The sequence below is a fragment of the Paenirhizobium selenitireducens ATCC BAA-1503 genome (genome assembly GCF_000518785.1).
GTDB classification, from domain to species: domain Bacteria; phylum Pseudomonadota; class Alphaproteobacteria; order Rhizobiales; family Rhizobiaceae; genus Allorhizobium; species Allorhizobium selenitireducens.
In genome coordinates, this window is the sequence record NZ_JAEG01000009.1 from 121,575 (window position 1) to 143,938 (window position 22,364).

General features: G+C 64.4%; 21 protein-coding genes. 6 read left to right on the top strand and 15 right to left on the bottom strand.

The annotated features are described in order from the left end of the window. The first annotated feature begins 32 nt into the window (after positions 1 to 32). Positions 33 to 1,736, top strand: a complete 1,704-nt coding sequence (rpsA, locus tag L867_RS0113940; protein WP_028737466.1) for a 30S ribosomal protein S1 — start codon at positions 33 to 35, stop codon at positions 1,734 to 1,736. A 102-nt stretch (positions 1,737 to 1,838) separates the two neighbouring features. Here the strand turns inward: rpsA and L867_RS26470 are convergent, their stop codons facing one another. Continuing rightward, positions 1,839 to 3,608: a hypothetical protein gene (locus L867_RS26470; RefSeq protein WP_028737467.1), complete on the bottom strand. Its 1,770-nt coding sequence runs from the start codon at positions 3,606 to 3,608 to the stop codon at positions 1,839 to 1,841. Between the two features lie 277 nt (positions 3,609 to 3,885). Here L867_RS26470 and L867_RS0113950 point away from each other — a divergent pair, with 277 nt between their 5' ends. Then, positions 3,886 to 5,283, top strand: coding sequence for a nicotinate phosphoribosyltransferase (locus L867_RS0113950; RefSeq protein WP_028737468.1), 1,398 nt, complete (start codon positions 3,886 to 3,888; stop codon positions 5,281 to 5,283). A 25-nt stretch (positions 5,284 to 5,308) separates the two neighbouring features. Here the strand turns inward: L867_RS0113950 and L867_RS25285 are convergent, their stop codons facing one another. After that, complete coding sequence (locus L867_RS25285; protein WP_037173411.1) at positions 5,309 to 5,689, bottom strand: hypothetical protein; 381 nt, start codon at positions 5,687 to 5,689, stop codon at positions 5,309 to 5,311. A 107-nt stretch (positions 5,690 to 5,796) separates the two neighbouring features. On the opposite strand from L867_RS25285, the gene L867_RS0113960 reads away from it, so the two are divergent. Next, positions 5,797 to 6,132, top strand: a complete 336-nt coding sequence (locus L867_RS0113960; protein WP_028737469.1) for a DUF6665 family protein — start codon at positions 5,797 to 5,799, stop codon at positions 6,130 to 6,132. A 7-nt stretch (positions 6,133 to 6,139) separates the two neighbouring features. On the opposite strand, the gene L867_RS0113965 is transcribed toward L867_RS0113960, so the two are convergent. From L867_RS0113965 to L867_RS0113975, 3 genes are all read right to left on the bottom strand, one after another. Beyond that, complete coding sequence (locus L867_RS0113965) at positions 6,140 to 7,192, bottom strand: hypothetical protein (RefSeq protein WP_146086620.1); 1,053 nt, start codon at positions 7,190 to 7,192, stop codon at positions 6,140 to 6,142. A 93-nt stretch (positions 7,193 to 7,285) separates the two neighbouring features. Continuing rightward, complete coding sequence (locus L867_RS0113970) at positions 7,286 to 7,912, bottom strand: ribonuclease D (protein WP_028737471.1); 627 nt, start codon at positions 7,910 to 7,912, stop codon at positions 7,286 to 7,288. A 111-nt stretch (positions 7,913 to 8,023) separates the two neighbouring features. Next, the gene (locus L867_RS0113975) at positions 8,024 to 9,526 is read right to left on the bottom strand and encodes an alkaline phosphatase family protein (RefSeq protein ID WP_028737472.1); all 1,503 of its coding nucleotides are present in this window, start codon (positions 9,524 to 9,526) and stop codon (positions 8,024 to 8,026) included. 102 nt (positions 9,527 to 9,628) lie between these two features. On the opposite strand from L867_RS0113975, the gene L867_RS27405 reads away from it, so the two are divergent. Next, positions 9,629 to 9,769, top strand: a complete 141-nt coding sequence (locus tag L867_RS27405; RefSeq protein WP_156951567.1) for a hypothetical protein — start codon at positions 9,629 to 9,631, stop codon at positions 9,767 to 9,769. Here the strand turns inward: L867_RS27405 and L867_RS27410 are convergent, their stop codons facing one another. Further along, positions 9,770 to 10,006 carry a hypothetical protein gene (locus L867_RS27410; RefSeq protein ID WP_104368077.1) on the bottom strand — a complete coding sequence of 79 codons (237 nt, stop codon included), beginning with the start codon at positions 10,004 to 10,006 and terminating at the stop codon, positions 9,770 to 9,772. It abuts the gene before it with no gap. Positions 10,007 to 10,203: 197 nt separating this feature from the next. Between L867_RS27410 and L867_RS0113980 the strand changes: the two genes are divergently transcribed. Both L867_RS0113980 and L867_RS0113985 read left to right on the top strand, forming a co-directional pair. Further along, positions 10,204 to 10,710 carry a GNAT family N-acetyltransferase gene (locus L867_RS0113980; RefSeq protein ID WP_028737473.1) on the top strand — a complete coding sequence of 169 codons (507 nt, stop codon included), beginning with the start codon at positions 10,204 to 10,206 and terminating at the stop codon, positions 10,708 to 10,710. A 142-nt stretch (positions 10,711 to 10,852) separates the two neighbouring features. Next, entirely contained in the window at positions 10,853 to 12,283 is a 1,431-nt protein-coding gene (locus tag L867_RS0113985; RefSeq protein WP_028737474.1) for a phosphomannomutase, read from the top strand. Here L867_RS0113985 and L867_RS0113990 read toward each other — a convergent pair. From L867_RS0113990 to L867_RS0114030, 9 genes are all read right to left on the bottom strand, one after another. Next, positions 12,280 to 13,557, bottom strand: a complete 1,278-nt coding sequence (locus tag L867_RS0113990; protein ID WP_028737475.1) for a glycerate kinase type-2 family protein — start codon at positions 13,555 to 13,557, stop codon at positions 12,280 to 12,282. The genes L867_RS0113985 and L867_RS0113990 overlap by 4 nt on opposite strands. Continuing rightward, the gene (locus tag L867_RS0113995; RefSeq protein ID WP_028737476.1) at positions 13,554 to 13,880 is read right to left on the bottom strand and encodes a Dabb family protein; all 327 of its coding nucleotides are present in this window, start codon (positions 13,878 to 13,880) and stop codon (positions 13,554 to 13,556) included. Before L867_RS0113995 ends, L867_RS0113990 begins: the two co-directional genes overlap by 4 nt. Before the next feature lie 8 nt (positions 13,881 to 13,888). Further along, positions 13,889 to 15,544 carry a GMC family oxidoreductase gene (locus tag L867_RS0114000; protein ID WP_028737477.1) on the bottom strand — a complete coding sequence of 552 codons (1,656 nt, stop codon included), beginning with the start codon at positions 15,542 to 15,544 and terminating at the stop codon, positions 13,889 to 13,891. Positions 15,545 to 15,691: 147 nt separating this feature from the next. Next, positions 15,692 to 16,465 (bottom strand): 3-ketoacyl-ACP reductase, encoded by a 774-nt coding sequence (locus L867_RS0114005; RefSeq protein ID WP_028737478.1) that lies wholly within the window; start codon positions 16,463 to 16,465, stop codon positions 15,692 to 15,694. After that, positions 16,462 to 17,970, bottom strand: coding sequence for an FAD-dependent oxidoreductase (locus L867_RS0114010; protein WP_028737479.1), 1,509 nt, complete (start codon positions 17,968 to 17,970; stop codon positions 16,462 to 16,464). Before L867_RS0114010 ends, L867_RS0114005 begins: the two co-directional genes overlap by 4 nt. A gap of 8 nt (positions 17,971 to 17,978) precedes the next feature. Further along, complete coding sequence (locus L867_RS0114015; RefSeq protein WP_028737480.1) at positions 17,979 to 19,094, bottom strand: ABC transporter ATP-binding protein; 1,116 nt, start codon at positions 19,092 to 19,094, stop codon at positions 17,979 to 17,981. Positions 19,095 to 19,099: 5 nt separating this feature from the next. Further along, positions 19,100 to 19,981, bottom strand: coding sequence for a carbohydrate ABC transporter permease (locus L867_RS0114020; protein ID WP_028737481.1), 882 nt, complete (start codon positions 19,979 to 19,981; stop codon positions 19,100 to 19,102). Continuing rightward, positions 19,981 to 20,859, bottom strand: a complete 879-nt coding sequence (locus tag L867_RS0114025) for a carbohydrate ABC transporter permease (protein WP_028737482.1) — start codon at positions 20,857 to 20,859, stop codon at positions 19,981 to 19,983. The genes L867_RS0114020 and L867_RS0114025 overlap by 1 nt, the downstream gene beginning before the upstream one ends. 186 nt (positions 20,860 to 21,045) lie before the next feature. Then, the gene (locus L867_RS0114030; protein ID WP_028737483.1) at positions 21,046 to 22,296 is read right to left on the bottom strand and encodes an ABC transporter substrate-binding protein; all 1,251 of its coding nucleotides are present in this window, start codon (positions 22,294 to 22,296) and stop codon (positions 21,046 to 21,048) included. Positions 22,297 to 22,364: the final 68 nt, after the last annotated feature.

Consider the following 22,364-nt stretch of genomic DNA (forward strand, 5'->3'; position numbering starts at 1 on the left):
CGCGTCCTTCTTGGATGCGTTTAGGAGATTTCATGTCTGTTTCTACTCCCTCGCGCGACGATTTCGCAGCAATGCTCGAAGAGTCGTTTGCCAAGACCGATCTGGCAGAAGGCTATGTAACCAAGGGCATCATTACGGCCATCGAGAAGGACGTCGCTATCGTTGACGTTGGCCTCAAGGTCGAAGGCCGCATCGCGCTGAAGGAATTCGGCGCCCGTGCCAAGGACGGTTCGCTGAAGGTCGGCGACGAAGTCGAAGTTTACGTTGAGCGCATCGAAAATGCTCTCGGCGAAGCCGTTCTGTCGCGCGAAAAGGCTCGCCGCGAAGAAAGCTGGATCAAGCTCGAAGCCAAGTTCGAAGCTGGCGAACGCGTCGAAGGCGTCATCTTCAACCAGGTCAAGGGTGGCTTCACCGTCGACCTCGACGGCGCCGTAGCCTTCCTGCCGCGTTCGCAGGTCGACATCCGTCCGATCCGCGACGTAACCCCGCTGATGCACAACCCGCAGCCCTTCGAAATCCTCAAGATGGACAAGCGCCGCGGCAACATCGTCGTTTCGCGCCGTACGGTCCTCGAAGAGTCCCGCGCCGAGCAGCGTTCTGAAATCGTTCAGAACCTCGAAGAAGGCCAGGTCGTCGACGGCGTCGTCAAGAACATCACCGATTACGGTGCGTTCGTCGACCTCGGCGGCATCGACGGTCTGCTCCATGTCACCGACATGGCATGGCGTCGCGTCAACCATCCGTCGGAAATCCTGTCCATCGGCCAGCAGGTCAAGGTTCAGATCATCCGCATCAACCAGGAAACCCACCGCATCTCGCTCGGCATGAAGCAGCTCGAGTCGGATCCGTGGGATGGCATTGCCGCCAAGTACCCGGTCGGCAAGAAGATCTCCGGTACCGTCACGAACATCACCGACTACGGTGCATTCGTCGAACTGGAACCGGGCATCGAAGGCCTGATCCACATCTCGGAAATGTCCTGGACCAAGAAGAACGTTCACCCCGGCAAGATCCTGTCCACCACGCAGGACGTTGACGTGGTCGTTCTCGAAGTCGATCCGTCCAAGCGTCGTATCTCGCTCGGCCTCAAGCAGACCCTCGAGAACCCGTGGCAGGCATTTGCCTACAGCCACCCGGCCGGCACCGAAGTCGAAGGCGAAGTCAAGAACAAGACCGAATTCGGCCTGTTCATCGGCCTCGAAGGCGACGTCGACGGCATGGTTCACCTCTCCGACCTCGACTGGAACCGTCCGGGCGAACAGGTCATCGAGGAGTTCAACAAGGGTGACGTGGTCAAGGCCGTCGTTCTCGACGTCGACGTCGAGAAGGAACGCATCTCGCTCGGCATCAAGCAGCTCGGCAAGGATGCCGTCGGCGATGCAGCCGCTTCGGGCGACCTGCGCAAGAACGCTGTCGTCTCGTGCGAAGTCATCGGCATCAACGATGGCGGTATCGAAGTGAAGCTCGTGAACCACGAAGACATCACCTCGTTCATCCGTCGCGCCGATCTCTCCCGCGACCGCGACGAGCAGCGTCCGGAACGCTTCTCGGTCGGCCAGACCGTCGATGCCCGCGTGACCAACTTCTCCAAGAAGGATCGCAAGGTCATGCTGTCGATCAAGGCCCTGGAAATCGCCGAAGAGAAGGAAGCCGTCGCACAGTTCGGTTCGTCCGACTCGGGCGCTTCGCTCGGCGACATTCTCGGCGCGGCTCTGAAGAACCGCGGCGGCGAATAAGCCTCGACACTGCTGAAATGAAAGAGCCCGCCGGTCATCGACCGGCGGGCTTTTCTTTGGGATGAACGATGCGCGGCAAGCGTGCCGAGACTGCCGGCGACCTCAGGACCAGCCGGCCATCCGCCAATAGAGATCGTTCGGCGTTTCGCCCTCGACAAGCGCCTCGACCTGCTCTTGCCCGTCGTCCTCGGCCGGGGTCTGCTGCCCGGCGGTCTCGTCCTGCATCTCGCCTTCGCTCCCGCCTGCATCCTCGCCGCCAGAGCCGTCGGCGTCTTCACCAGAGGTCTCGCCTTCCTGGCTGAAGCGATGCTTCAGTCCCGTCTGCTCGGCGATGTCGTCGTCGGCGAACAGATAGTTGACCAGCGGCAGCGGAATGCCTTCCCGGCCGGCGACCGACTGGCGCAGGAGCGCAGTCTCGGCATCCGGCAGATCGTGGGGCAACTCCGCCAGTTCGGCCGGTGACGGATCCGCGCCGGCTGCATTGGCGGCCGGTTCTTCCAACTCTTCCAGCGCCTCGCCATCGTGGTCCGCCACAGACTGCGCCTCCTCGGCGACGGTTTCGCGCCCGCCGGCTTCGAAAGGGTGCGCGCCCGGCTCGTTGTCGGTCGCGGCATCTTCAATGCCGGGGAAACCAAGCAGCCGCGCAGGATCGGGGAAGATTTCTTCCGGCGCAGGCAAGGGCGCCGGAACCGCCACATCCGCGTCGCGGGCTGCGTCTTCCTGCCAGCCCTTCAGGACGAAAAGCGTCTGCGTCTTGCCGCCAGGCCCCTCGTCGCCGGTTTCCACCGACTGCGGAGTTGCAGAACCGGACCTGTCGGCGCGTGATCCGGCTTCGGCATGCATGACCTCGCCCGCAGTATCTTGCCCGACCTTGGGCATGGCGTCAGGCATGGCGCGGACACCGGTCGCGGATGCGTCGACCGCCCGCGCCAACGATGCCTTGGCGGATGCCGGCTCTCCGGCACTGCTGACGTCCCGTTGAGCCGGCCGATCGTCAGCGGTTTCGGCATTCCCTCTCGCCTCAAGCGCCCCGGCTGCCGCAGGCTCGGTCCCGGCATTGCGGGCCGCCGGCTCGGCGCCATAGGACATCGTGGCCTGGAGGGCCCGTGCAGCGGCGAGCTTGAGCATCTTGCGCGACTGCTCGTCCTGCATGCCGAAAAGCCGGCCCTTGGCGACGGGCGCCATCGGATCGTCGACCGCATCGCCATCGGCCAGTTGGGAATCGGCTGCGATGTCCGCGAGCAGCGCGGTCTCTTGCTCGGTGCGAATGGGCAAGGCGGTCGCCTGAGCCGGCGAGGCGCCAAGGCCGATCCGTCCGGCCACCGTCGGTGCGGGCGTCGTCAGGCCGTTCGCGCGTGTCTCGCCGGCATTCTGGCGATAGGAGGTCACCACGGTCCGGGCAGCGAGATCCTTGTCCTTGACGCGATAGAGTTCGAGATAGATCGAGAGGGTCGCGGCTTCCGGTCCGACCGGATTGCGGAAGGCTTCCATCAGCGTGCGCAATTGCAGCCCGCTGAACATCTGCGCCAACTGCCGCTGCACCGATTGACGCATCTGCGGCGTCAGGTCTCCAAGCGCCTGGACGAGGCGCCCGGCATAGGCACTGATACTCTCCCCATCGGCCCGCTCCATGCCAAGGCGGCTGCCCAACAGGTTGACCAGGATGGCGAGATTGTCCGACATCCGCTCCTGACCGGACAGCAGCAGAAGGTTGAGGCGGCCGGCGATTGCGGCATTCTGTTCCAGCCCGTTTGCGGCCTGCGGTGGCGTGCCCTGCGGCCTGACAGGGGTCTCGGCTGCGCCATCCTGGGCGGCGCGCGGATCCTGGAAGGCGATGGACGAATTGGCAACGGCGTTGACCGGAGGCAGCATGGCAGCTCCCCATCCTGAAAATGGCTGAAGAATCACTGGCTATAACGAGCCGCTCATGCGGCCGGATTTTCCCGTCGAAACCGACGGAGCCCTCATGAAGGCGTTTGCCTATCAATGATCCCGTACCCTGCAACAGATATGTTAATTAAGTGTTAACCATATTTGCGATTAGGCGCCTTGCCGCTCCCCAGGGGCTCACGTACAGCTTTTGACCAAAGCGATTCCCGCCTCCGTGCGGGTCTTGACGCCCCGACAACTGATCGCCGGATGCTGCACGATGAACAACCAGAATCTCATTCTGAACACCGACAGCTACAAGCTCGGGCACTATCTGCAATACCCGGAGGGCGCCCGGGCGATCTCCAGCTACATCACGACGCGCGGCCATTCCTCCAGGCCCGAGGTGATGTTCTTCGGCCTCCAGATGTTCCTCAAGGAATATCTCGCCAAGCCAATCACCCTGGCCGACATCGACGAAGCTGAAGAAATCGCCGCGTTGCATGGCCAGCCCTTCGACCGCGCCGGCTGGACCCGCGTCCTGAACGTCCACGGGGGGTACCTGCCGCTGAGGATCGAAGCCCTGCCGGAGGGGATCGCCATTCGTCGCGGCGTTCCGGTGCTGCAACTGGTGAATACCGATCCGCAGCTGCCCTGGCTCACCTCCTACATGGAAACGGCACTGCTGCGCGCGGTCTGGTATCCCTCGACCGTGGCGACGCTGTCCTGGCGGCTGCGCCAGACGATTCAGCCCTTCCTCGAGCGAACGTCCGATCAACCCGATGAACGCATGCCGACCATGGTCAGCGATTTCGGTGCCCGCAGCACGACGAGCCACGAGCAGGCCGCCATCGGAGGGGTCGCCCATCTCGTGCATTTCCACCTCTCGGATTCGCTGCCGGCCATCCGCCATGCCCGCCGCCACTACGGTGCGCTGATGGCGGGCCGCTCCGTGCCCGCCTCGGAGCACACGACGATGACTGCCTGGGGGCAGAGCCGCGAACCGGAGGCCTATGCCAACATGATCGACCGCTTCGGGCGTTTCGGCGCCTATTCTGTGGTCTCCGACAGCTACGACCTGCACAATGCGGTTTCCGAGATCTGGGGCAAGAAGCTGCAAACCAGGGTGCGGGCCGCCGGGGCCACCCTGATCGTGCGTCCCGACAGCGGCGATCCGATCGACACGCCGGTTCAGGTCGTCGCCCAGCTCGCCTATGCCTATGGCACCCGCCTGAACGGCAAGGGTTTCAAGGTGCTCGACGACCATGTGCGGGTCATCCAGTCGGACGGCGTGACGCTTCAGGACATCCAGATGATCCTCGGGCGGCTGGAAGGCATGGGCTTTGCCAGCGAAAATGTCTCGTTCGGCGTCGGTTCGACGCTGCTGCAGAAGCTCAGCCGCGACACGCTGTCCTTCACCATGCTGGCAAGCGCCATGCAGGACGACAGTGGTTCCTGGCACGATATCGGCCGGCGGGCGGCCAATCCAAGGGAACGCCCGCTCGCCAGCGGCAGGCGGGCGGTCATTCGGGAAGGGACCGATATCCTCGCTTTGCCCTTTGCCGAACTCGGGCGGCGGGAAAACGTGCTGCAACCTGTCTGGCAGGACGGGCGGCTGCTGAAGGATTGGGGTTTTGCCGAAATCCGCGCCCACGCCGATGCGGCGATGCAGCACTAGGGCGTTTTCTGGCTCGATTGAAACCTCAGGGCGAAACGTTCCTGAACATGCGGTAGAGGCCGTTGTCGTCGGAATTGACCGCGGAAATCTCGTCGGACCGGTCGGTGCGCGGCTCGGAGCGGTCCTTACCCAGGGCGTCGAGCCAGTTGGCCGGAACGTGCGCTTCCGGCACTTGTTCCGGCGCGCCAAGGTCATCATCATCCCACTGGATGCCGACCGCTGCGGAAGGTGTCGGATTGCCTGCCTGCTCAAGCCATTGGCTGAAGATCTCGCCGACAGCGGCGTCCTCCGCAACGGCGCGGGCTTCGCTCTGCGCAGGAGCAGCGCGGGTTGCCGTGTCTACAGGTTTTGTCGATGCTTCCATCATGGCCGCATTCATGTCTTCGGTCGTCAGTTCCGTGGACAAGCAGGATGCGCCGGATTCGTTAACAAAACCTGCGCAGGCCGCCCGTCATTGCGAGCGACGACGGGAAGCCCCATGTTTTCGCCGGAACACCATCGCGACCGGATGACATGAGCTTTCGCCCACCCGCCGCCTTCACCCCATCCGACGGCACGACGCTGCTGGCGCTCGACTACGAACTGGCCGCGGAGAAGGCGGATGCGCTCGGGCGTGCCGGCAGGAAGGTGGAAGCGGCCCTCGCCGCGCTGGAAAGGGCGAAGACCGAGGGCGCGGCCGCGACCCTTTGCGCGGAGCTGACCGACGGCGCCGCGGACCTGGTCTGGGCGCTTTTCTTACAGCGGGAGATCTGCGGCTTCCGCAGCCAGGCTGACGCCGTGGAGCGCTACCAGATCCCGCGCGACGTGCTGGCCAGGGTGGGCATCGGGCGGCGAAGGGCCGAGCCGTAATCCCACATCAGGCGGCGCGCTTTTCCTTCAGGAAGGAATAGATCCCGGATTCATCGACATAGACCGAGACAATGCCGGGGGCCTCGTTATCGTTCGCCACATCGGCGACGTCGGCCTCCAGTTCCGCCTCGCCGACGGCCTCGGCCTTGGCGGCTTCCTGGACCTCGCGCAAGGTCGGGCCGGTCTCCAGCGGCACATTGGTCTCAACATTCTCGGACCCCGGCGCCGTCGTCTCCGGATCGGTCGCTGTCGGCTCCTGGGCTTCAACGCTGGCTGCAAGCGCCTGCAGCAGCAACGCATCGGCGTTTGGCGCCTGACCGTCTGGAGCATCCCCGGAAAAACCCTTGTCCCTCGTTTCCGAAAGGGCCTCGTGCATCTCCTGGACATCCTCCAGCTTCTCGGAGGCCTCGGCCGCGAGGATGTCTGCGTCGCGCTCCGCGCGCGTTTCCGAATCCTCGACCCTGGTCGGGTCCCATCCTTGCGGACCGGCTTTCAGTTCTTCCAGCGATTTCGGATCGGCGGTGTCTTCGAGACGCTGCACGATCTTGGCAATCTCGACATTGCTGTGCTTGCCGTCACCGGAACGTTTCTCCAGGGCGGTTTCGAGCTTCGTGTCCTCGTCGCCGTAAGGGTTCTTGATCGCCGCGACCAGTTCTGTGAGGGAAATCCCGAGGTCGTCGAGGGCAAGCTTGTCCTTGAGATCGATGGCGGAGGCCGGATCGAGCGCTGCAACCGCATCCTCAATCGCCTTGCCATAGCCGTAGGACGAGCGGAAGTCGTCGCGGCTAATTCCCAGTTCCTTGCCGAGCTGGTCCATCAGCTCGACCTTCTGCTCGGTGATGCTTTTCGCGCCGCCGTTGAAGAAGGCTTCGGCGATGTTTTCACGCGCGCGCCGAGCTTCTTCGCTGGCCGAGATCCGTGCCTCGACCATCGGATCGTTGGTGGTCTTTCCGGCGCGCTTCTCTTCCTGCTGCTTGCGCCGCTCCTCGATGTCGTCGAGCATCGACTGCATGAGACCCGTGGCGGCCTGGCCGAAAGCCTGTTGTGTCGGAAGCAACATCGCCTTGTCCTTCGATCGGCGCACGGAAAACAACCGGAAGTCTGCCTCCGGATGTTTAACGGCGCGTAAAGGACGAATGGCCAGTAAAAGGGATCAGGCGTGGGCGAAGATGTCGGTTTCTTCCCAGCCGAGCAGATCGAGCTTGGCGCGCGTCGGCAGGAATTCGAAGCAGGCCCTGGCATGCTCCATGCGTCCGTCGCGCACAAGGCGCGCGGTCTGCTTGTCGCGCAGGGCATGCAGGTAGAGCACGTCGGAGGCTGCATATTCAAGCTGCGCCGGAGACAGGATCTCGGCCGCCCAGTCGGAAGACTGCTGCGCCTTGGAGATATCGACCTCCAGCATCTCCTTCAGATTGTCCTTCAGGCCATGGCGGTCCGTATAGGTGCGGCTCAGGCGCGAGGCGATCTTGGTGCAGAAGACCGGCGTGGTGGTCACGCCGAAGGTGTGGAAGAGCACCGCAATGTCGAAGCGGCCGAAATGGAAGATCTTCTCGCGGCTCTGGTCGGCCAGCATGGCGACCAGGTTCGGCGCTTCCTTCTGGCCGGCCGCGATGCGGATCACATCGGCCGTGCCGTCGCCCGACGACAGCTGCACTACGCACAGACGGTCGCGGCGCGGCACGAGGCCCAGCGTTTCGGTGTCGATGGCGATCGCCCCGGTATAGCGGGCCGCGTCGGCTGCGGAAATGTCACCTTCGTGATAGCGGATCGTCGCTGCCATCATTGTCTCCAGATCGCGATGAATGTCGTTGCCGCCGGCTATAACCGAAAGCAGGGCAAAGCACTACCGCTTTCGCCCGAGCCCGGACGATCGCCCCCGGCGCTGCGCAGACTACCGCGTCGGCCGGCTGACTGGACCCTCGCCCGTCAGTTCGGTGAAGGCAAGCGTCTGGTCGAGATGGGTCGCCCGAAGTGCCAGCAGCTTTTCCGCGTAGCGCAGGCGAATCGCGAGGAAGGCCGGATCTTCCGCGACATTGCGCAGTTCCATCGGATCCGCCTTCAGGTCGAACAACAGCGGCGGCATCCCGGAAAAATTCACGTACTTGAACGCCTCGTCGCGCAGCACCGACAGGTTGCACTGGTCGGAGCGCAGACCGAACTGCGCCTCGCGCGCGCCGTTCACCACATCGCGGAAATCGAATTCGAAGAAGGCCGCGTCCCGCCAGTGCTCCGGTTTTCGGCCGGCGACGAACGGCAACAGGGAATGGCCGTCCTGGTGATTGCGCGGGACAAGACCAAGCCGTTCGCAGAGCGTCGGCATGATATCGGCGGCGCTGGTGAAGGCATCGACCTGCCGGCCGGCGGCCGCGATCGCCGCAGGATCCCGGATGACGAGCGGAATGTGATAGCTGCCCTCGTGATAGCCGCCCTTGCCGAGGCTCCAATGGTCGCCCATCATCTCGGCATGATCGGAGGTGAAGACGATGATTGTGTTATCCCACTGACCGCTGTCGTGAAGCGCGGCGACGATCCGGCCGAATTGCGCATCGACCTCGGCGATCATGCCGAAATAGGTGGCGCGGATACGATCGAGATCCGCCGCGTCCCAGTCGCTGACCGGCCCCTCCGCCCCCTGGACGAAGCTTGATTTCTGCTGGGTGGCCATGGCGAATCGCAGGAACGGATGCAGGTCTGCCTCATCCTGCCGGTCGGCGGCGCGGGCATAGGCCGGTCCGTCGCCCGGCATGAACATGCTGGCATAGGGCTCCGGCACGCAGAAGGGCGGGTGCGGTCTCAGAAAGGAGATGTGGGCAAACCAGGGGCGATCCTGGATCTCCCGCCAGTTGAGGAAGGCATCGGTCAGGAAGGCGGTCTGCGTCTCGTCGCTCGAATAGGCGGGCGGTGCGCCGAGGTGTTCCGTCCTGTGGACGTCGCGGGTCAAGGCCTCGGTCCGACCCTTCGAGCGCAGCCAGGAAAGCCATTGCTTCTCGTGCTCAAGCAGGATCTGGCCGACGGTGAAGCCGGGCAGCACGCCTTCATAGCTGGTGAGCACCGGGTCCTGGGGATCGACCGCGCGCGGATCGGGCGAGACGTCGGTATAGCCGAACAGCGTCGGTTCATAGCCGGCGCGTCGCGCAGCCAGCGCCACATTGTCGAAGCGGGCATCAAGCGGCGAACCGTTCTGGCAGACGCGGTGATTCGCCTGGTAGAGGCCGGTGTAAAGCGTTGCACGGGCCGGCGAACAGGGCGCGGCTCCGGCATAGTGACGGCGGAACAGAACGCCCTCCCTGGCCAGTGCATCGACATTCGGCGTCCTGACCGTCGGATGGCCGATGGCGGACAGACAGTCACCGCGCCACTGGTCGGCGGTGACAAGCAGGATGTTCGGCTTCATGCGATGCGGCTCCGGCGGGAAATCGTCTGGTGTTTCAGTCGAGGCTTCGACCGTTCGGCGCGCAGTTTCTCCGCTCCGCAGCAGGAAGCAAATGAAAAAAGCATGACGACCGACAAGCCGGACTACGTCGCCAACCTGGAGCCAAACCGCCGAATGCCCTGCCCCCGTCGAAGCGTGAACACGCTGACGAACCCATCCTTGCGTCCCGACGGGCAACCTTGGGAGAATTCGCCCAAGGAATGATCAGTTTTTTGGCGAGCGCGCCGTTTTCACCCTGAGTTTTGCGGGATCTTGCCTCATCGTTCCTGCGAAGTCGTAACGAGTTATGCGAAAAACGCACTGCTGCATTGCAGCAATAGAACTGGCAATCAGCGCCAATTGGAATAAATTAAAACCATCGAAGCGGCGCACTCCTCCTCCCAGTGCCGCGAGATAGGATCGGCAATACTCCTCCTCCTCCCAATTGCCGATCAAGTTCAAGAGCCTGGCGCACCTCCTCCCGCGCCAGGCTCTTTTCGTTTTGGCCCTTGGCTCGCACTCCGGTCATTCCCGAGATTTATGGCTGACATTGTTCGGCGCTATTTGGAAATTCTCCCGACTTGGAGGATGTTCCGGTCGGTGACATCGAAAGCCTGAGTGCAAGTTCGGTCTCCAGGTCGCCGTCTGAGGGAGTTTCAATGTCCGAATCAGCAAATGTCACGATCCGCGAAGCCCGCGCCGACGATGTGGGCACGCTGCACGAAGCGCTTCTGGCGCTCGCGCGCCATACCGGCGACGAGCACAAGATCGAAAGCACGCCGGCGGATCTGCTTGCCCACGGCTTCGGCGAACGGCCGGCCTTCGAAGCGCTGATTGCCGAGGTAGACGGGCAGTTCGCCGGCATGTGCCTGAGCTTTTCGAGTTTTTCCACCTGGCGCGGCCAGCCGGGGATCTATGTCCAGGACCTCTATGTCGACGCCAGGTTCCGGGGAAACCGAATCGGTGAACGCCTGCTTCAGGTCGCCGCCGCCCGCGGATATGCCCGCGGCGCCCGCCATCTCAGGCTCTCGGTCGATCAGGCCAATCTGTCCGCCCAGGCCTTCTACGAACGCGTCGGCATCACGCATTCACGCGACGAGCAGATCCACATGATGCGCGGCGAACGGTTCGAAGCCTTCGCCCGCCAGGGCATGCCGGCGGAGTAACGGCCCTGCGGGCTGCAATCCTGCGTTCTGCGCTGCCGCCCCGCAGATACCTTGGCGAAGCTCCGCCATTGCCTGAACTCTATTGTCACTCTACCTATGCCACCGACAGCATTTCTTGCGGCAGGAACAGGAGCTTGACGACATGGCAGTGAAATTCGGCACGAGCGGCCTGCGCGGGCTTTCCACGGAACTGGTCGGCAGCGTGTCTGCGCTCTACGCCACGGCCTTTGCCCGGTTCCTGCTCGACCACAAGCTGGCCATCCCCGGCAGCCCGGTCGTCGTCGCCCAGGATTTCCGCCCATCGAGCCCGGAAATCGTCGCGACCGTCATGGCGGCGCTCAGACGCGCCGGCCTGAAGCCCATCGATTGCGGCCCGATCCCCACACCGGCACTGGCGCTTTATGGCGGCAAGATCGGCGCGGCGGGCATCATGGTGACCGGCTCGCACATCCCGGCCGACCGCAACGGCATCAAGTTCTACCGCCCGGGCGAAGAGATCACCAAGGCCGACGAAACGGCGATCACCGCCCTTGCCGACGCGCTTTCCGACGATGCCGTCGCCAATCTGGTCGAAGCGGGGTCGGGCGAGAACCATGAACAGGCCGCGACCGGCCTCTTTCTCGCGCGCAACACGGCAGTGCTGCCGGCGGAGGCTCTCAAGGGCCTGCGTATCGGTATCTACCAGCACAGCACGGTTGCCCGCGACATGATGGTCAAGGTGTTCGAGTACTATGGCGCGACCGTCTTTCCGCTCGGCCGTTCCGAGCAGTTCATTCCCGTCGACACGGAGGCCGTCTCGGACGAGACGGTCCGGTTGATGGCCCACTGGACGGATGAGCTGTCGCTCGATGCGATCGTTTCGACGGACGGCGACGGCGATCGGCCGCTGGTGGCCGACGAACACGGCCAGCCGCTGCGCGGCGACTTTCTCGGCCTCATCGCCACCCGTTTCCTCGGGGCAAAGCTGGTGGCGACGCCGGTGACCTCCAATTCCGGCCTGGAGGCCGCCGGCGGCTTCGACGTGGTGCGCACGCGGGTGGGGTCGCCCTTCGTGATTGCGGCGATGGAGGAAGCGCTCGCCGCCGGCAAGGAGGGGGTCATCGGCTTCGAGGCCAATGGCGGCCTGATGCTCGGCTCGGATTTTTCCGTGGGCACCGGCGTGCTCAAGGCGCTTCCGACGCGCGACAGTTTTCTGCCGGCCCTCGCCGTGCTCGGTACGGCGGCCAAGGCCGGCCAGTCGCTCTCGGCGCTGGCAACAGCCTACAGCCTGCCGATCGCGCTCAGCGACCGGCTGGAGAATTTTGCCGTCGAACGCAGCGCGGCGCTGATGGCGCACCTCAGAGCCTCGGCGGACAATCTTAAGGGATTCGTCGCGCCGCTCGGCCAGGTCAAGTCGGTGAGCGACATCGACGGGCTGCGGATCACCCTTGCCGACGACAGCGTCGTTCACTTCCGCCCCTCGGGCAATGCGCCGGAAATGCGCTGTTATGTCGAGGCCACGGATCAGGCGGCGGCCGAAGCGCTGCTCGCCAAGGGGCTTGCGACGCTCGCCGCGTGGACGCCGACTGCCTAGTCGTCCGTCACCAGCATTGCGCGGAAATCATTGACATTGGTGCCAGTCGGGCCCGGAACGAACAGGCTGTCGGCAAGCGAGAAGGCCGACCAGGCATCATGACCGCCAAGCAACGCCCGCGGATCGCCGCCGGCCGCGCGGATCCGTGCCGCCGTCATGCCGTCGGCGAAGGCGCCGGCATTGTTCTCCGAACCGTCAATGCCATCGGTATCGGCCGCGAGCGCATGAATGCCGGCGCTTCCGTCGATATCGAGGGCCAGCGACAGCAGGAGTTCGCTGTTTCTCCCGCCCTTGCCGTAGCGGTCGTTGGAGATCGTCACCGTCGTCTCGCCGCCGGAGAGGATCACCACCGGCCGGGTGAAGGGCCGGTTCCGCTCCCTCACCTCCCGTGCGATCGCTGCATGCATGCGGCCAATGTCTCGGGCCTCGCCCTCGATGGCGTCGGAGAGGATCACGGCCGGGATGCCGAGTTCTTCCGCCTTGTGCGCGGCCGCCTCCAGCGAGACGCGGGCGGAGGCGATCACGTGGACCTCGTTACGGGCAAAGACCGGGTCTGTCGGATCCGGCGCGTCGGCGGCTTCGGTTTTCAGGTGGGCCATGACGGCGGAGGGGAGTTGCATTCCATATTCGGCGATGATCGCCAGCGCCTCCGCGGGGGAGGATTTCGACGGCACGGTCGGCCCCGAGGCGACGAAGGCTGGGTTGTCGCCCGGCACGTCGGAAACGATCAGGCTGACGACGCGGGCGGGCGCACAGGCTGCGGCCAGGCGCCCGCCCTTGATGCGCGAGACATGTTTTCTCACCACGTTCATCGCCGAGATCGGCGCGCCGGAGGCGAGCAGCGCCTTGTTGACGGCAATCTCGTCGGCAAGCGTCAGCCCGTTCGGCGGGGCAGGCAGCAGCGCCGAGCCACCGCCGGAGATCAGCGCCACGACGAGGTCGTCTTCGCTCAGGCCCTCGACCCTCTTCAACAGGGCATCCGACGCCCGCAATCCCGCCTCGTCCGGAACCGGATGCGCCGATTGCAGGACCGTGATGCGTTCGCATCGTTCGACCGGGCCGTGGCGCGCGACCACCAGTCCTTCGAGCGGACCGTCCCACAGCCGCTCGAAGGCGGCCGCCATCTGGCTTGCCGCCTTGCCGGCGCCGATGACGATGGTGCGGCCCTTGGGTTTTTCCGGAAGATGCGCCTTGATCGCCGCATAGGGATCGGCAGCAAGGACTGCCGCCTCGAAAAGCGATGTCAGGAAGGCGCGTGGGTCGGTCAGGGTCACGAATTCTGGTCCGCTATCTCGATGTCATAGACCAGAATGCCGTCGAGGCCGCCGACGGCGTTGTCGACGATCCTGGCGCCGGTCTTCTGGTGTTCCGGATCGGCAAGATAGGCGTCCCGCGCCGCCGGTCCATCGAAATCGACGACGAAGCCCTCACCATAGCCCTTGTCCATGCCGACCTCCGGGCTGACATTGTCGCCGATATGGGCAGCCAGAAAGCCGGGCAACCGCGATTTCAGCGCGGCGATCTCGGCGTAAATTTCTGCCTTGGCTTCCTTCGGCGTTTCGGGCTTGAAGCGGATGAAGACGCAGTGACGGATCATGAAAGGCCCTATCGGATGTTCGCCCGCGCCCGGGGGCGCTGGTCGTTACGTTCATGGGTGAAGACCGTCGGCGGCAGGGGGACGCGATCGCGGATGATGTCGGCGCCCTTTTCGCCCACCATGATGGTCGGGGCATTGGTATTGCAGGAGGGAACCCGCGGCATGACCGAACTGTCGCAGACACGAAGGCCCTCAAGGCCGCGCACCTTGAGGTCCAGTCCGACCACCGCCATGGCGTCGCTGCCCATCTTGCAGGTGCCCACGGGGTGGTGGTCGGTCTTGGCGTTGGCGCAGCCGTAGTCGAACAGTTCTTCGTCGGTCATGACCTTCGGACCGGGCAGCCGCTCGGCCATGATGTAAGGCTTCAGCGCCGCTTGCTGGAAGATCTCGCGGGCGATCTTCAGCCCCTCGATCGACATCTTGCGATCGTGCGGATCCTCCCAGTAGTTCGGGTCGATCAACGGCGCGGCCGCGGGATCGGACGAGGAGAGACGCACCGTGCCGCGCGAGCGCGGATGGAGATAGGCGGAATTGAGCGTCACGCCGGCATTCTTCAGCTTCTCGACGCCTGCTTCGATGCCAGAGCCGAGACCGAGATGGAACTGGATGTCCGGCGAGCGCGCCTGCGGATCGGCATACCAGAAGCCACCCGTCTCGAAGAGCGAAGAGGCGACCGGCCCGGTGCGGAAGAGCACATATTCGATGCCGGCCCATAGCGTACGATGCAGTTTCGCCACCCCGTCATAGGTATGATCGCCGGTGCATTCGGAAATGACGAAGAGGTCGAGGTGGTCCTGCATGTTGGAGCCGACGCCCGGCAGGTCGTGCCGGACTTCGACGCCCACCGACTTCAGGTGATCGGCCGGGCCGATGCCCGATTGCAGCAGCAGTTTCGGCGAGCCGATCGCGCCGGAGGAAACCAGCACCTCCCGCTCGGCGCGGATCGTCTCGACACCCCGGCCGGTGACCACTTCCACGCCGACGGCGCGCGTGCCTTCGAGCATGATACGGGCGACGCGGGCGCCGGTGCGGATCGTCAGGTTCTCGCGATCCTTGATCGGCGACAGATAGGCGAGCGAGGCGGAAGAGCGGCGGCGGTTGCGCTGGGTGAGCTGGTAGAAGCCGACGCCGGCCTGCTGCTTTCCATTGAAGTCATGATTGTATGGGATGCCGAGTTCCTGGCCGGCGCGGATATAGGCGTCGCAGATCGGCAGCGCCGAGACCGGCATGGAGACGCCGAGCGGGCCACCATAGGAATGGTAGTCGTCGGCAAAACGCTGGTTGTCCTCGGCCCGCTTGAAATAGGGCAGGACCGAGCGATAGTCCCAGCCCTCGCAACCGTCCTCGGAGGCCCAGAGATCGTAGTCGGCGGCATTGCCGCGGGTATAGAGCTGGGCGTTGATCGAGGAGCCGCCGCCGATCACCTTGGCCTGGGTATAGCGCAGTACGCGGCCCTTCATATGCTTCTGCGGCACGGTTTCCCAACCCCAGCTGGCGACGCCCTTGGTCATCTTGGCAAAGCCCGCCGGCATGTGGAACAGCGGATTCCAGTCCCCGCCGCCCGCCTCCAGCAGCAGAACCTTGACGTCCGGGTCCTCGGACAGCCGGTTGGCGAGCACGCAGCCGGCCGGACCGGCGCCGGTGATGATGTAGTCGTAGGTCATCGCATCTTCCTCAAGTCATTCGTCCACCCTCCCCTTGAGGGGGAGGGTCGGCACGCAGTGCCGGGGTGGGGTGAACGCACACGCAATCGGCCGGTCACCCCCACCCGCGGCGACGCCGCGACCTCCCCCCTCAAGGGGGAGGTAAAATCACAGCCTTCCGATCGACAGCCCGCCATCGAGATCGATCACCGAGCCGGTGGCGAAGGCAAAACGGCCGGAGGCAAGCGCCGAGACCACGCCGCCGATGTCGTCCGGTTCGCCCCAGCGCTTCATCGGCACCAGGCCGTCCGCGATCAGCGCGTCATACTTGCCGGCAACGCCCGCGGTCATGTCGGTGCGGATGATGCCGGGGCGGATCTCGAAAACGCCGATGCCCTTTTCCGCAAGATAGAGGGCGAGCCCCTTGCTGAAGGCCGAAAGCCCGGCCTTGCTCATGCAGTAGTCGAGGCGCTCCGGTGAACTGAGCTCCGCCGAGACGGAGGTGATGTTGACGATCGCGCGCGCCGCGGCAGGTGCCGCCTGCGCCAGCATGGCCTTCAGCACCGCCTGGGTGAAGAACACGGTTCCGCGCAGGTTGGTGGCGATGATGCGGTCGAAATTCTCCGGCGTCAGCCCGAGGAAATCGCCGCGTACGACCGAGCCCATGCCGGCATTGTTGACGAGGCAGTCGATCCGGCCGAAACGCGCCATGATCTTCTCCACCGTCGTCGCATGGCCAGCGACCTCGGCGAGGTCGGCCTCGAAATAGGCGGCCTCGACGCCCCGCGTTTCGAGATCGGCCAGCACGCCGTCTTCGGCGGCAAGTGGCCCGAGGCCGGTGACGGCAAGGTCGAAGCCATCGGCGGCCAGCGCCCGGGCAATGCCGAGGCCGATGCCGCGCCGGCCGCCGGTGACGATCGCAAGAGGACGGGAACGGGTCATGCGGCAAGGTCCTCCCTGCGGATATGCGCCGCGACGCGCAGCGCCTGGGCGGCAACCGTCAATGCCGGATTGACGGCGGCGGACGTCGGCAGGCAGGCTGCATCGACGACGAAGAGGTTGGGATGATCGTAAGCCCGGCACCAGACGTCGAGCGGTGCGGTCGCCGGATCATCGCCGATGCGCACCGTGCCGCACTGATGCGAGGGCGTGCGCTTGTCGAAGGGGCGCGACAGCACGATCGGGAAGCCGGCAGCCTTCAGGGCGCGTTTCAGATGGGCGACGAGATCAAGATGGGCGTCCCAGTTGGTGCGGTGCCATTTGAGGATGATCCGGTCACCATCGACCATGACGCGGCTCTCCGGATGGGGAATGTCCTCGCTCATGGCGTAGAAGTCGATCGCGTGGCGCGACACGCGGTCCAGCAGCCATTCCGGCACTTTGGGCATGTTGGCCTTGAGGATCTGGCCGGAGACGCGGCCGAGCAGCTGGACATTGCCGAGCGGCGCCCCGCCCTTGCCATCCGAGAGATAGAAATCGTTAAAGCCGAAGGTCTTCTGGTAGATCGATGTGTTGCGGTAGAAGGGCGAGAGCGCCAGCACGGCGCTCGAATTGTGGTTCATGAAGTTGCGGCCGACCTGGTCGGAAGAGTTCGCCAGACCACGCGGATGGCGATCATTCGCCGAACGCAGCAGAAGGGCCGCCGACTGCACGGCGCCGGCCGAAAGAATGACGAGGCGGGGCGCGATCCGTTCCGCGACGCCGTCGCGCAGCACATGCACGGCGACGATGCGGCGGCCATCCTCGGAGGTTTCGAGCCGCGTGACGCGCGAGCGGACCTGCAACGTGACATTGGCATGCTGGAGCGCCGTGGCCAGCGCCGTCGTCTCGGCGTCCATCTTGCCGTCCTGGGCGTTCGGATGCGCGTCCCAGGGGGTCTTCGCCTTGGCGAGCCAGCGGTCGAGATCGAGGCCGAGCGGTAGGGAATAAGGATGCAGGCCGTTCTCTTTCAGCTTCCGGCGTATCGCGGCGATGGCCGGTTCGTCCGGCACGGGTGGAAAGGCATAAGGCGCCGAATGTGCGGGCTCGGTCGGATCCTCGCCGAGCGCACCATGCACCTGGTAGAGCCGCTCCGCCTCGGTGTACCAGGGCTCCAGCTCCTCGTAGGGGAAGGGCCAGGCCGGCGAGACGCCTTCGCGATGCTTCATCTCGGCAAAATCCTCGGCGCGGTAGCGCACCAGGACCGCACCGTAGAATTTCGAATTGCCGCCGACATTGTAGTAGTTGCCGGGATTGAAGGCCGTGCCGTCGGCCTCGTACCACATCTCCTTCGGGCGGAAATGCCCGCGCTGGAAGATCGCCCGCTGGTCGCGGTTTTCCGGCCGGTCGGCGATATGATCGCCGGCCTCGAGGATCAGGATCCTGGCGCCGGACGGCGCGAGCCCCGCGGCAACCGTCGAGCCGCCGATCCCCGAGCCGATGATGACGATGTCGGGCGTCGTTGTCATGGCTGTACTCAGGCGATCCGGCTTTGCGTCTTCGGATCGAAGAAGACCGCCTTGTCGAGATTGAAGGCGAGCTTGGCCGTCTGGCCGGCGACGATGCGGGCATCGGCCCGAAGGCGCGCGACGACTTCCTTGCCGCCGAGCTTGGTGACGGCGAAAGTATCCGAGCCGGCGGGTTCGACCACCTCGATCAGGCACTCGCCTTCGACCAGCGTCCGGGCATTGCGGTCGGAACCGTCCGGGTCCGTCAGCGCCTCGGGACGGATGCCGAACACGACGTCGCGGCCGGCATGGGCGGCGAGCGCCGCCTTGTCGACGGCAAGCGGCAGGGACAGCGGCGTGCTGCCCGGGCGGTCGAGCGTGATCGCCAGACCGCCTGCCCCGTTCTCGACCCTGGCGGTCAAGAGATTCATCGCCGGAGATCCCATGAAATCGGCGACGAACATGTTGGCGGGGTTGTTGTAGATTTCCGCCGGGGAGCCGAACTGCTGCAGCACGCCATCCTTCAGCACGGCGATCTTGGTCGCCAGCGTCATCGCCTCGATCTGGTCATGCGTGACGTAGACGATGGTGGTCTTCATGCGGGCGTGCAGGCGCTTGATCTCGGTGCGCATATCGACGCGCAGCTTGGCATCGAGGTTGGATAGCGGCTCGTCGAACAGGAAGACCTGCGGATTGCGCACCAGGGCGCGGCCCATCGCGACGCGCTGGCGCTGGCCGCCCGACAGCTGGCTCGGCTTGCGGTCGAGCAGATGGCCGATCTGCAGCATCTCGGCCACGCCGGCGATCGCCTTTTCGCGCTCTTCCTTCGGAACCTTGCGGATCTCCATGCCGAAGGCGATGTTTCCGGCCACCGTCATGTTCGGGTAGAGCGCGTAGGACTGGAACACCATGGCGATGTCGCGTTTCGACGGCGGCAGGCCGGCGACGTTGCGGCCATTGATCGAGATTTCGCCCGACGTGATCGGCTCCAGCCCGGCAATCGTATTGAGCAGGGTCGACTTGCCGCAACCGGACGGGCCGACCAGTACGAGGAAGCCGCCCTCCTCGATCTCGAGATTGATGTCCTTCAGGATTTCGAGCGCGCCGTAGGACTTGCGGAGGTGAGAAATCTGCAGAAACGACATGATGGTTATCCTTTCACGGCGCCGGACATCAGGCCGCGCACGAAATATCGCCCGGAAACGATATAGACGATGAGGGTGGGCAGGGCGGCGAGGATCGCGCCCGCGAAGTGGACATTGTATTCCTTGACCCCGGTCGAGGACGAAACGAGGTTGTTGAGCGCAACCGTCATCGGCGTCGAGGAGGCGCCGGAGAACGAGGCGCCGAACAGGAAGTCGTTCCAGATATTGGTGAACTGCCAGATGACCGAGACGACGATGATCGGACCGGAGGACGGCAGGAGAATGCGGCGGAAGATCTGGAAGAAGCTCGCGCCGTCGATCTGCGCCGCCCGCACCAGTTCGGTCGGGAAGGCCTCGTAATAGTTGCGGAAATAGAGCGTGGTGAAGCCGAGGCCGTAGATCACATGCACCATGATCAGGCCCCAGATCGAACCGGCGAGGCCCAGGATGCCGAGGATGCGGGCCATCGGGATCAGCACGATCTGGAACGGGATGAAGCAGGACAAGAGCAGCAGCCCGAAGAAGACGTTGGAGCCCGGGAAGCGCCACTTGGTCAGCACATAACCGTTGAGCGCGCCGATGATGGTCGAGATCGCCACGGCCGGCACGACCATCAGGATCGAGTTGATAAAGAAGGGCTTGAGGCCCGTCGGCTGGACGCCGATCTGCGCGGTCGACCAGGCCGATAGCCAGGGCTCGATCGTCCAGACCTTCGGCAGGTTGAGCATGCCGCCCTGGCGGATCTCCTCCAGGGGCTTCAGCGAATTCACCACCATCACGTAGAGCGGCAGCATGTAGTAGACGGCGAACAGGATCAGCGCCGTGTAGATCAGCGCCCGCGTCAGGCGGCCGTGCGAGATGACATTGTCGGGGCTCGACGCGCTCATCAGCGTTTTCCTCCGCGGATTTCGGAATAGAGGTAAGGCACGATGATCGAGAAGATCATGATCAGCATGATGATCGCCGAGGACGCGCCGATGCCCATCTGGTTGCGGGTGAAGGTGTAGGAATACATGAAGGTGGCCGGCACTTCGGTCGCCTGCCCCGGCCCGCCGCCGGTCAGCGCCACGACGAGGTCGTAGGCCTTGATGGCGAGATGGGCGAGCACGACAAAGGCCGAAAGGAAGACCGGGCGCATCAGCGGGATGATGATGCGGCGATAGACGGTGGCGGTGGAGGCGCCGTCGATCTGGGCGGCCTTGATGATCTCGTTGTCGACGCCGCGCAGGCCGGCCAGGAACATGGCCATGACGAAGCCGGAGGACTGCCAGACGGCAGCGATTACCACGCAGTAGATGGCGTAGTTGCGATCCTTGATCCAGTCGAAGGCGAAGCTTTCCCAGCCCCAGAGATGCATGGTGTTCTCAAGACCGATGCCGGGATCGAGGAACCACTTCCACGCGGTGCCGGTGACGATGAAGGAAAGCGCCATCGGATAGAGATAGATCGGCCGCAGAAGCCCCTCGGCGCGGATCTTCTGGTCGAGCAGGATGGCAAGCCCAAGGCCGAGCACCGAGCAGATGACGATGTAGAGCGAGGCGAAGATACCGAGATTGCCGAGGGCTCGCCACCAGTGCGGCAGCGCCCAGAGCTTGGTGTAGTTGGCGAGGCCGACGAAATTGTAGGACGGCAGCATCTTGCTGTCCGTCATCGACAGAAAGCCCGTATAGGCGATGAAGCCGTAGACGAAGACGAGCACGATAAGGAAACTGGGTGCCAGCACGAGCTTTGGCAAAAGCTCCTGCAGCCGGCTGCGGCTGTCCATGGTCGTTACCACCGTTTTCTTGTGTATTTTCAAAAGTCTGGTGAGGGGTGATGCCCCTCATCCGCCTGCCGGCACCTTCTCCCCGCGAGCGGGGAGAAGGTATATGCGGCACCGCGTTGGCCGTCCCCTCTCCCCGCCTGCGGGGAGAGGGTCAGGGTGAGGGGCAGATAGCCCCGTCCCCTGGCTTTACTTTGCACCCTCGACGGCAGCCGCCAGTTCCTTGACGGCTTCGTCGGAGTTGAGTTCGCCGTTGAAGGCGCGGGTGACGACGTCGTAGATGGCGTTCTTCACCGAGGCCGGGTTGGCGTGGCCATGGGCCATGGAGCCGAACAGCGAACCATTGGTGTTGGCTTCCGCCAGGTCCTTGATCGCCTTCTTGCCGCAATCGTCGAAGGCTTCGTCCGACACGTCGGTGCGGGCCGGGGCTGAACCCTTGACCACGTTGAAGGCCGACTGGAAGGTCGGGCTCTCGATGGCCGATGCCATGGCCAGCTGTGCCGGGACCTTGTCGTCGGCAACCTTGAACATGGCAAACTGGTCGGAGTTGAAGGTGACGGAGCCCTGCGTTCCGGGGAAGCGCATGCAGACGAAGTCGGAGCCCGGCTTCTTGCCGGCCTTGATGAATTCGCCCTTGGCCCAGTCGCCCATGAACTGAACGCCGGCCTTGCCTTCGATGACCATGGCGGAAGCGAGGTTCCAGTCACGGCCGGAGAAGTTGTCGTCGACGTAGGAGCGGAGCTTCGCCAGGCGGTCGAAGGCTTCCTTCATCTTGTCGCCGGAGAGTGCCGCCGGATCGAGGTCGATGAAGGCCTGCTTGTAGAAATCATTGCCAAGCGAAAGCACGACGGCGTCGAAGATCGTCGCGTCCTGCCAGGGCTGGCCGCCATGGGCGACCGGGGTGATGCCCTGTGCCTTGAAGTTGTCAAGCAGGGCGACCAGTTCTTCCCAGCTCGTCGGCTCCTTGCCGCCGGCCTTGTCGAGCGCTGCCTTGTTGATCCACAACCAGTTGGTGGAGTGGACGTTGACCGGAGCGGCGATCCAGTGGCCGTCATACTTGGAGAACTGCTGCAGGGCGGTCGGGATGACCTTGTCCCAGCCTTCCTTGGCAGCGACTTCGTCGAGATTGCCGAGCGCGCCTTCCTTGGCCCAGTCGAGAATGTCGAAGCCGAGCATCTGCACGGCGGTCGGCGCATTGCCGGCCGTGACGCGGGCACGAAGCACCGTCATCGCTTCCGTACCGCCACCACCGGCGACCGGCATGTCGGTCCAGGAAATGCCCTTGCCTTCTAGGTCCTTCTTCAGGACGTCGAGGGCTGCGGCTTCGCCGCCCGAAGTCCACCAATGCAGGACTTCGACATTGTCGGCGGCGCGGGCGATGCCGCCTGCCATCGTGGCGATCAGGGCTGCTGCAGTCGTGGTAGTCAAGAACTTGCGCATCGTATTCCTCCCGGTTGCAAGTCAAGGCGGCGGAACTCCTCCCCGCCGTTTGGATGGACCAGGCACAT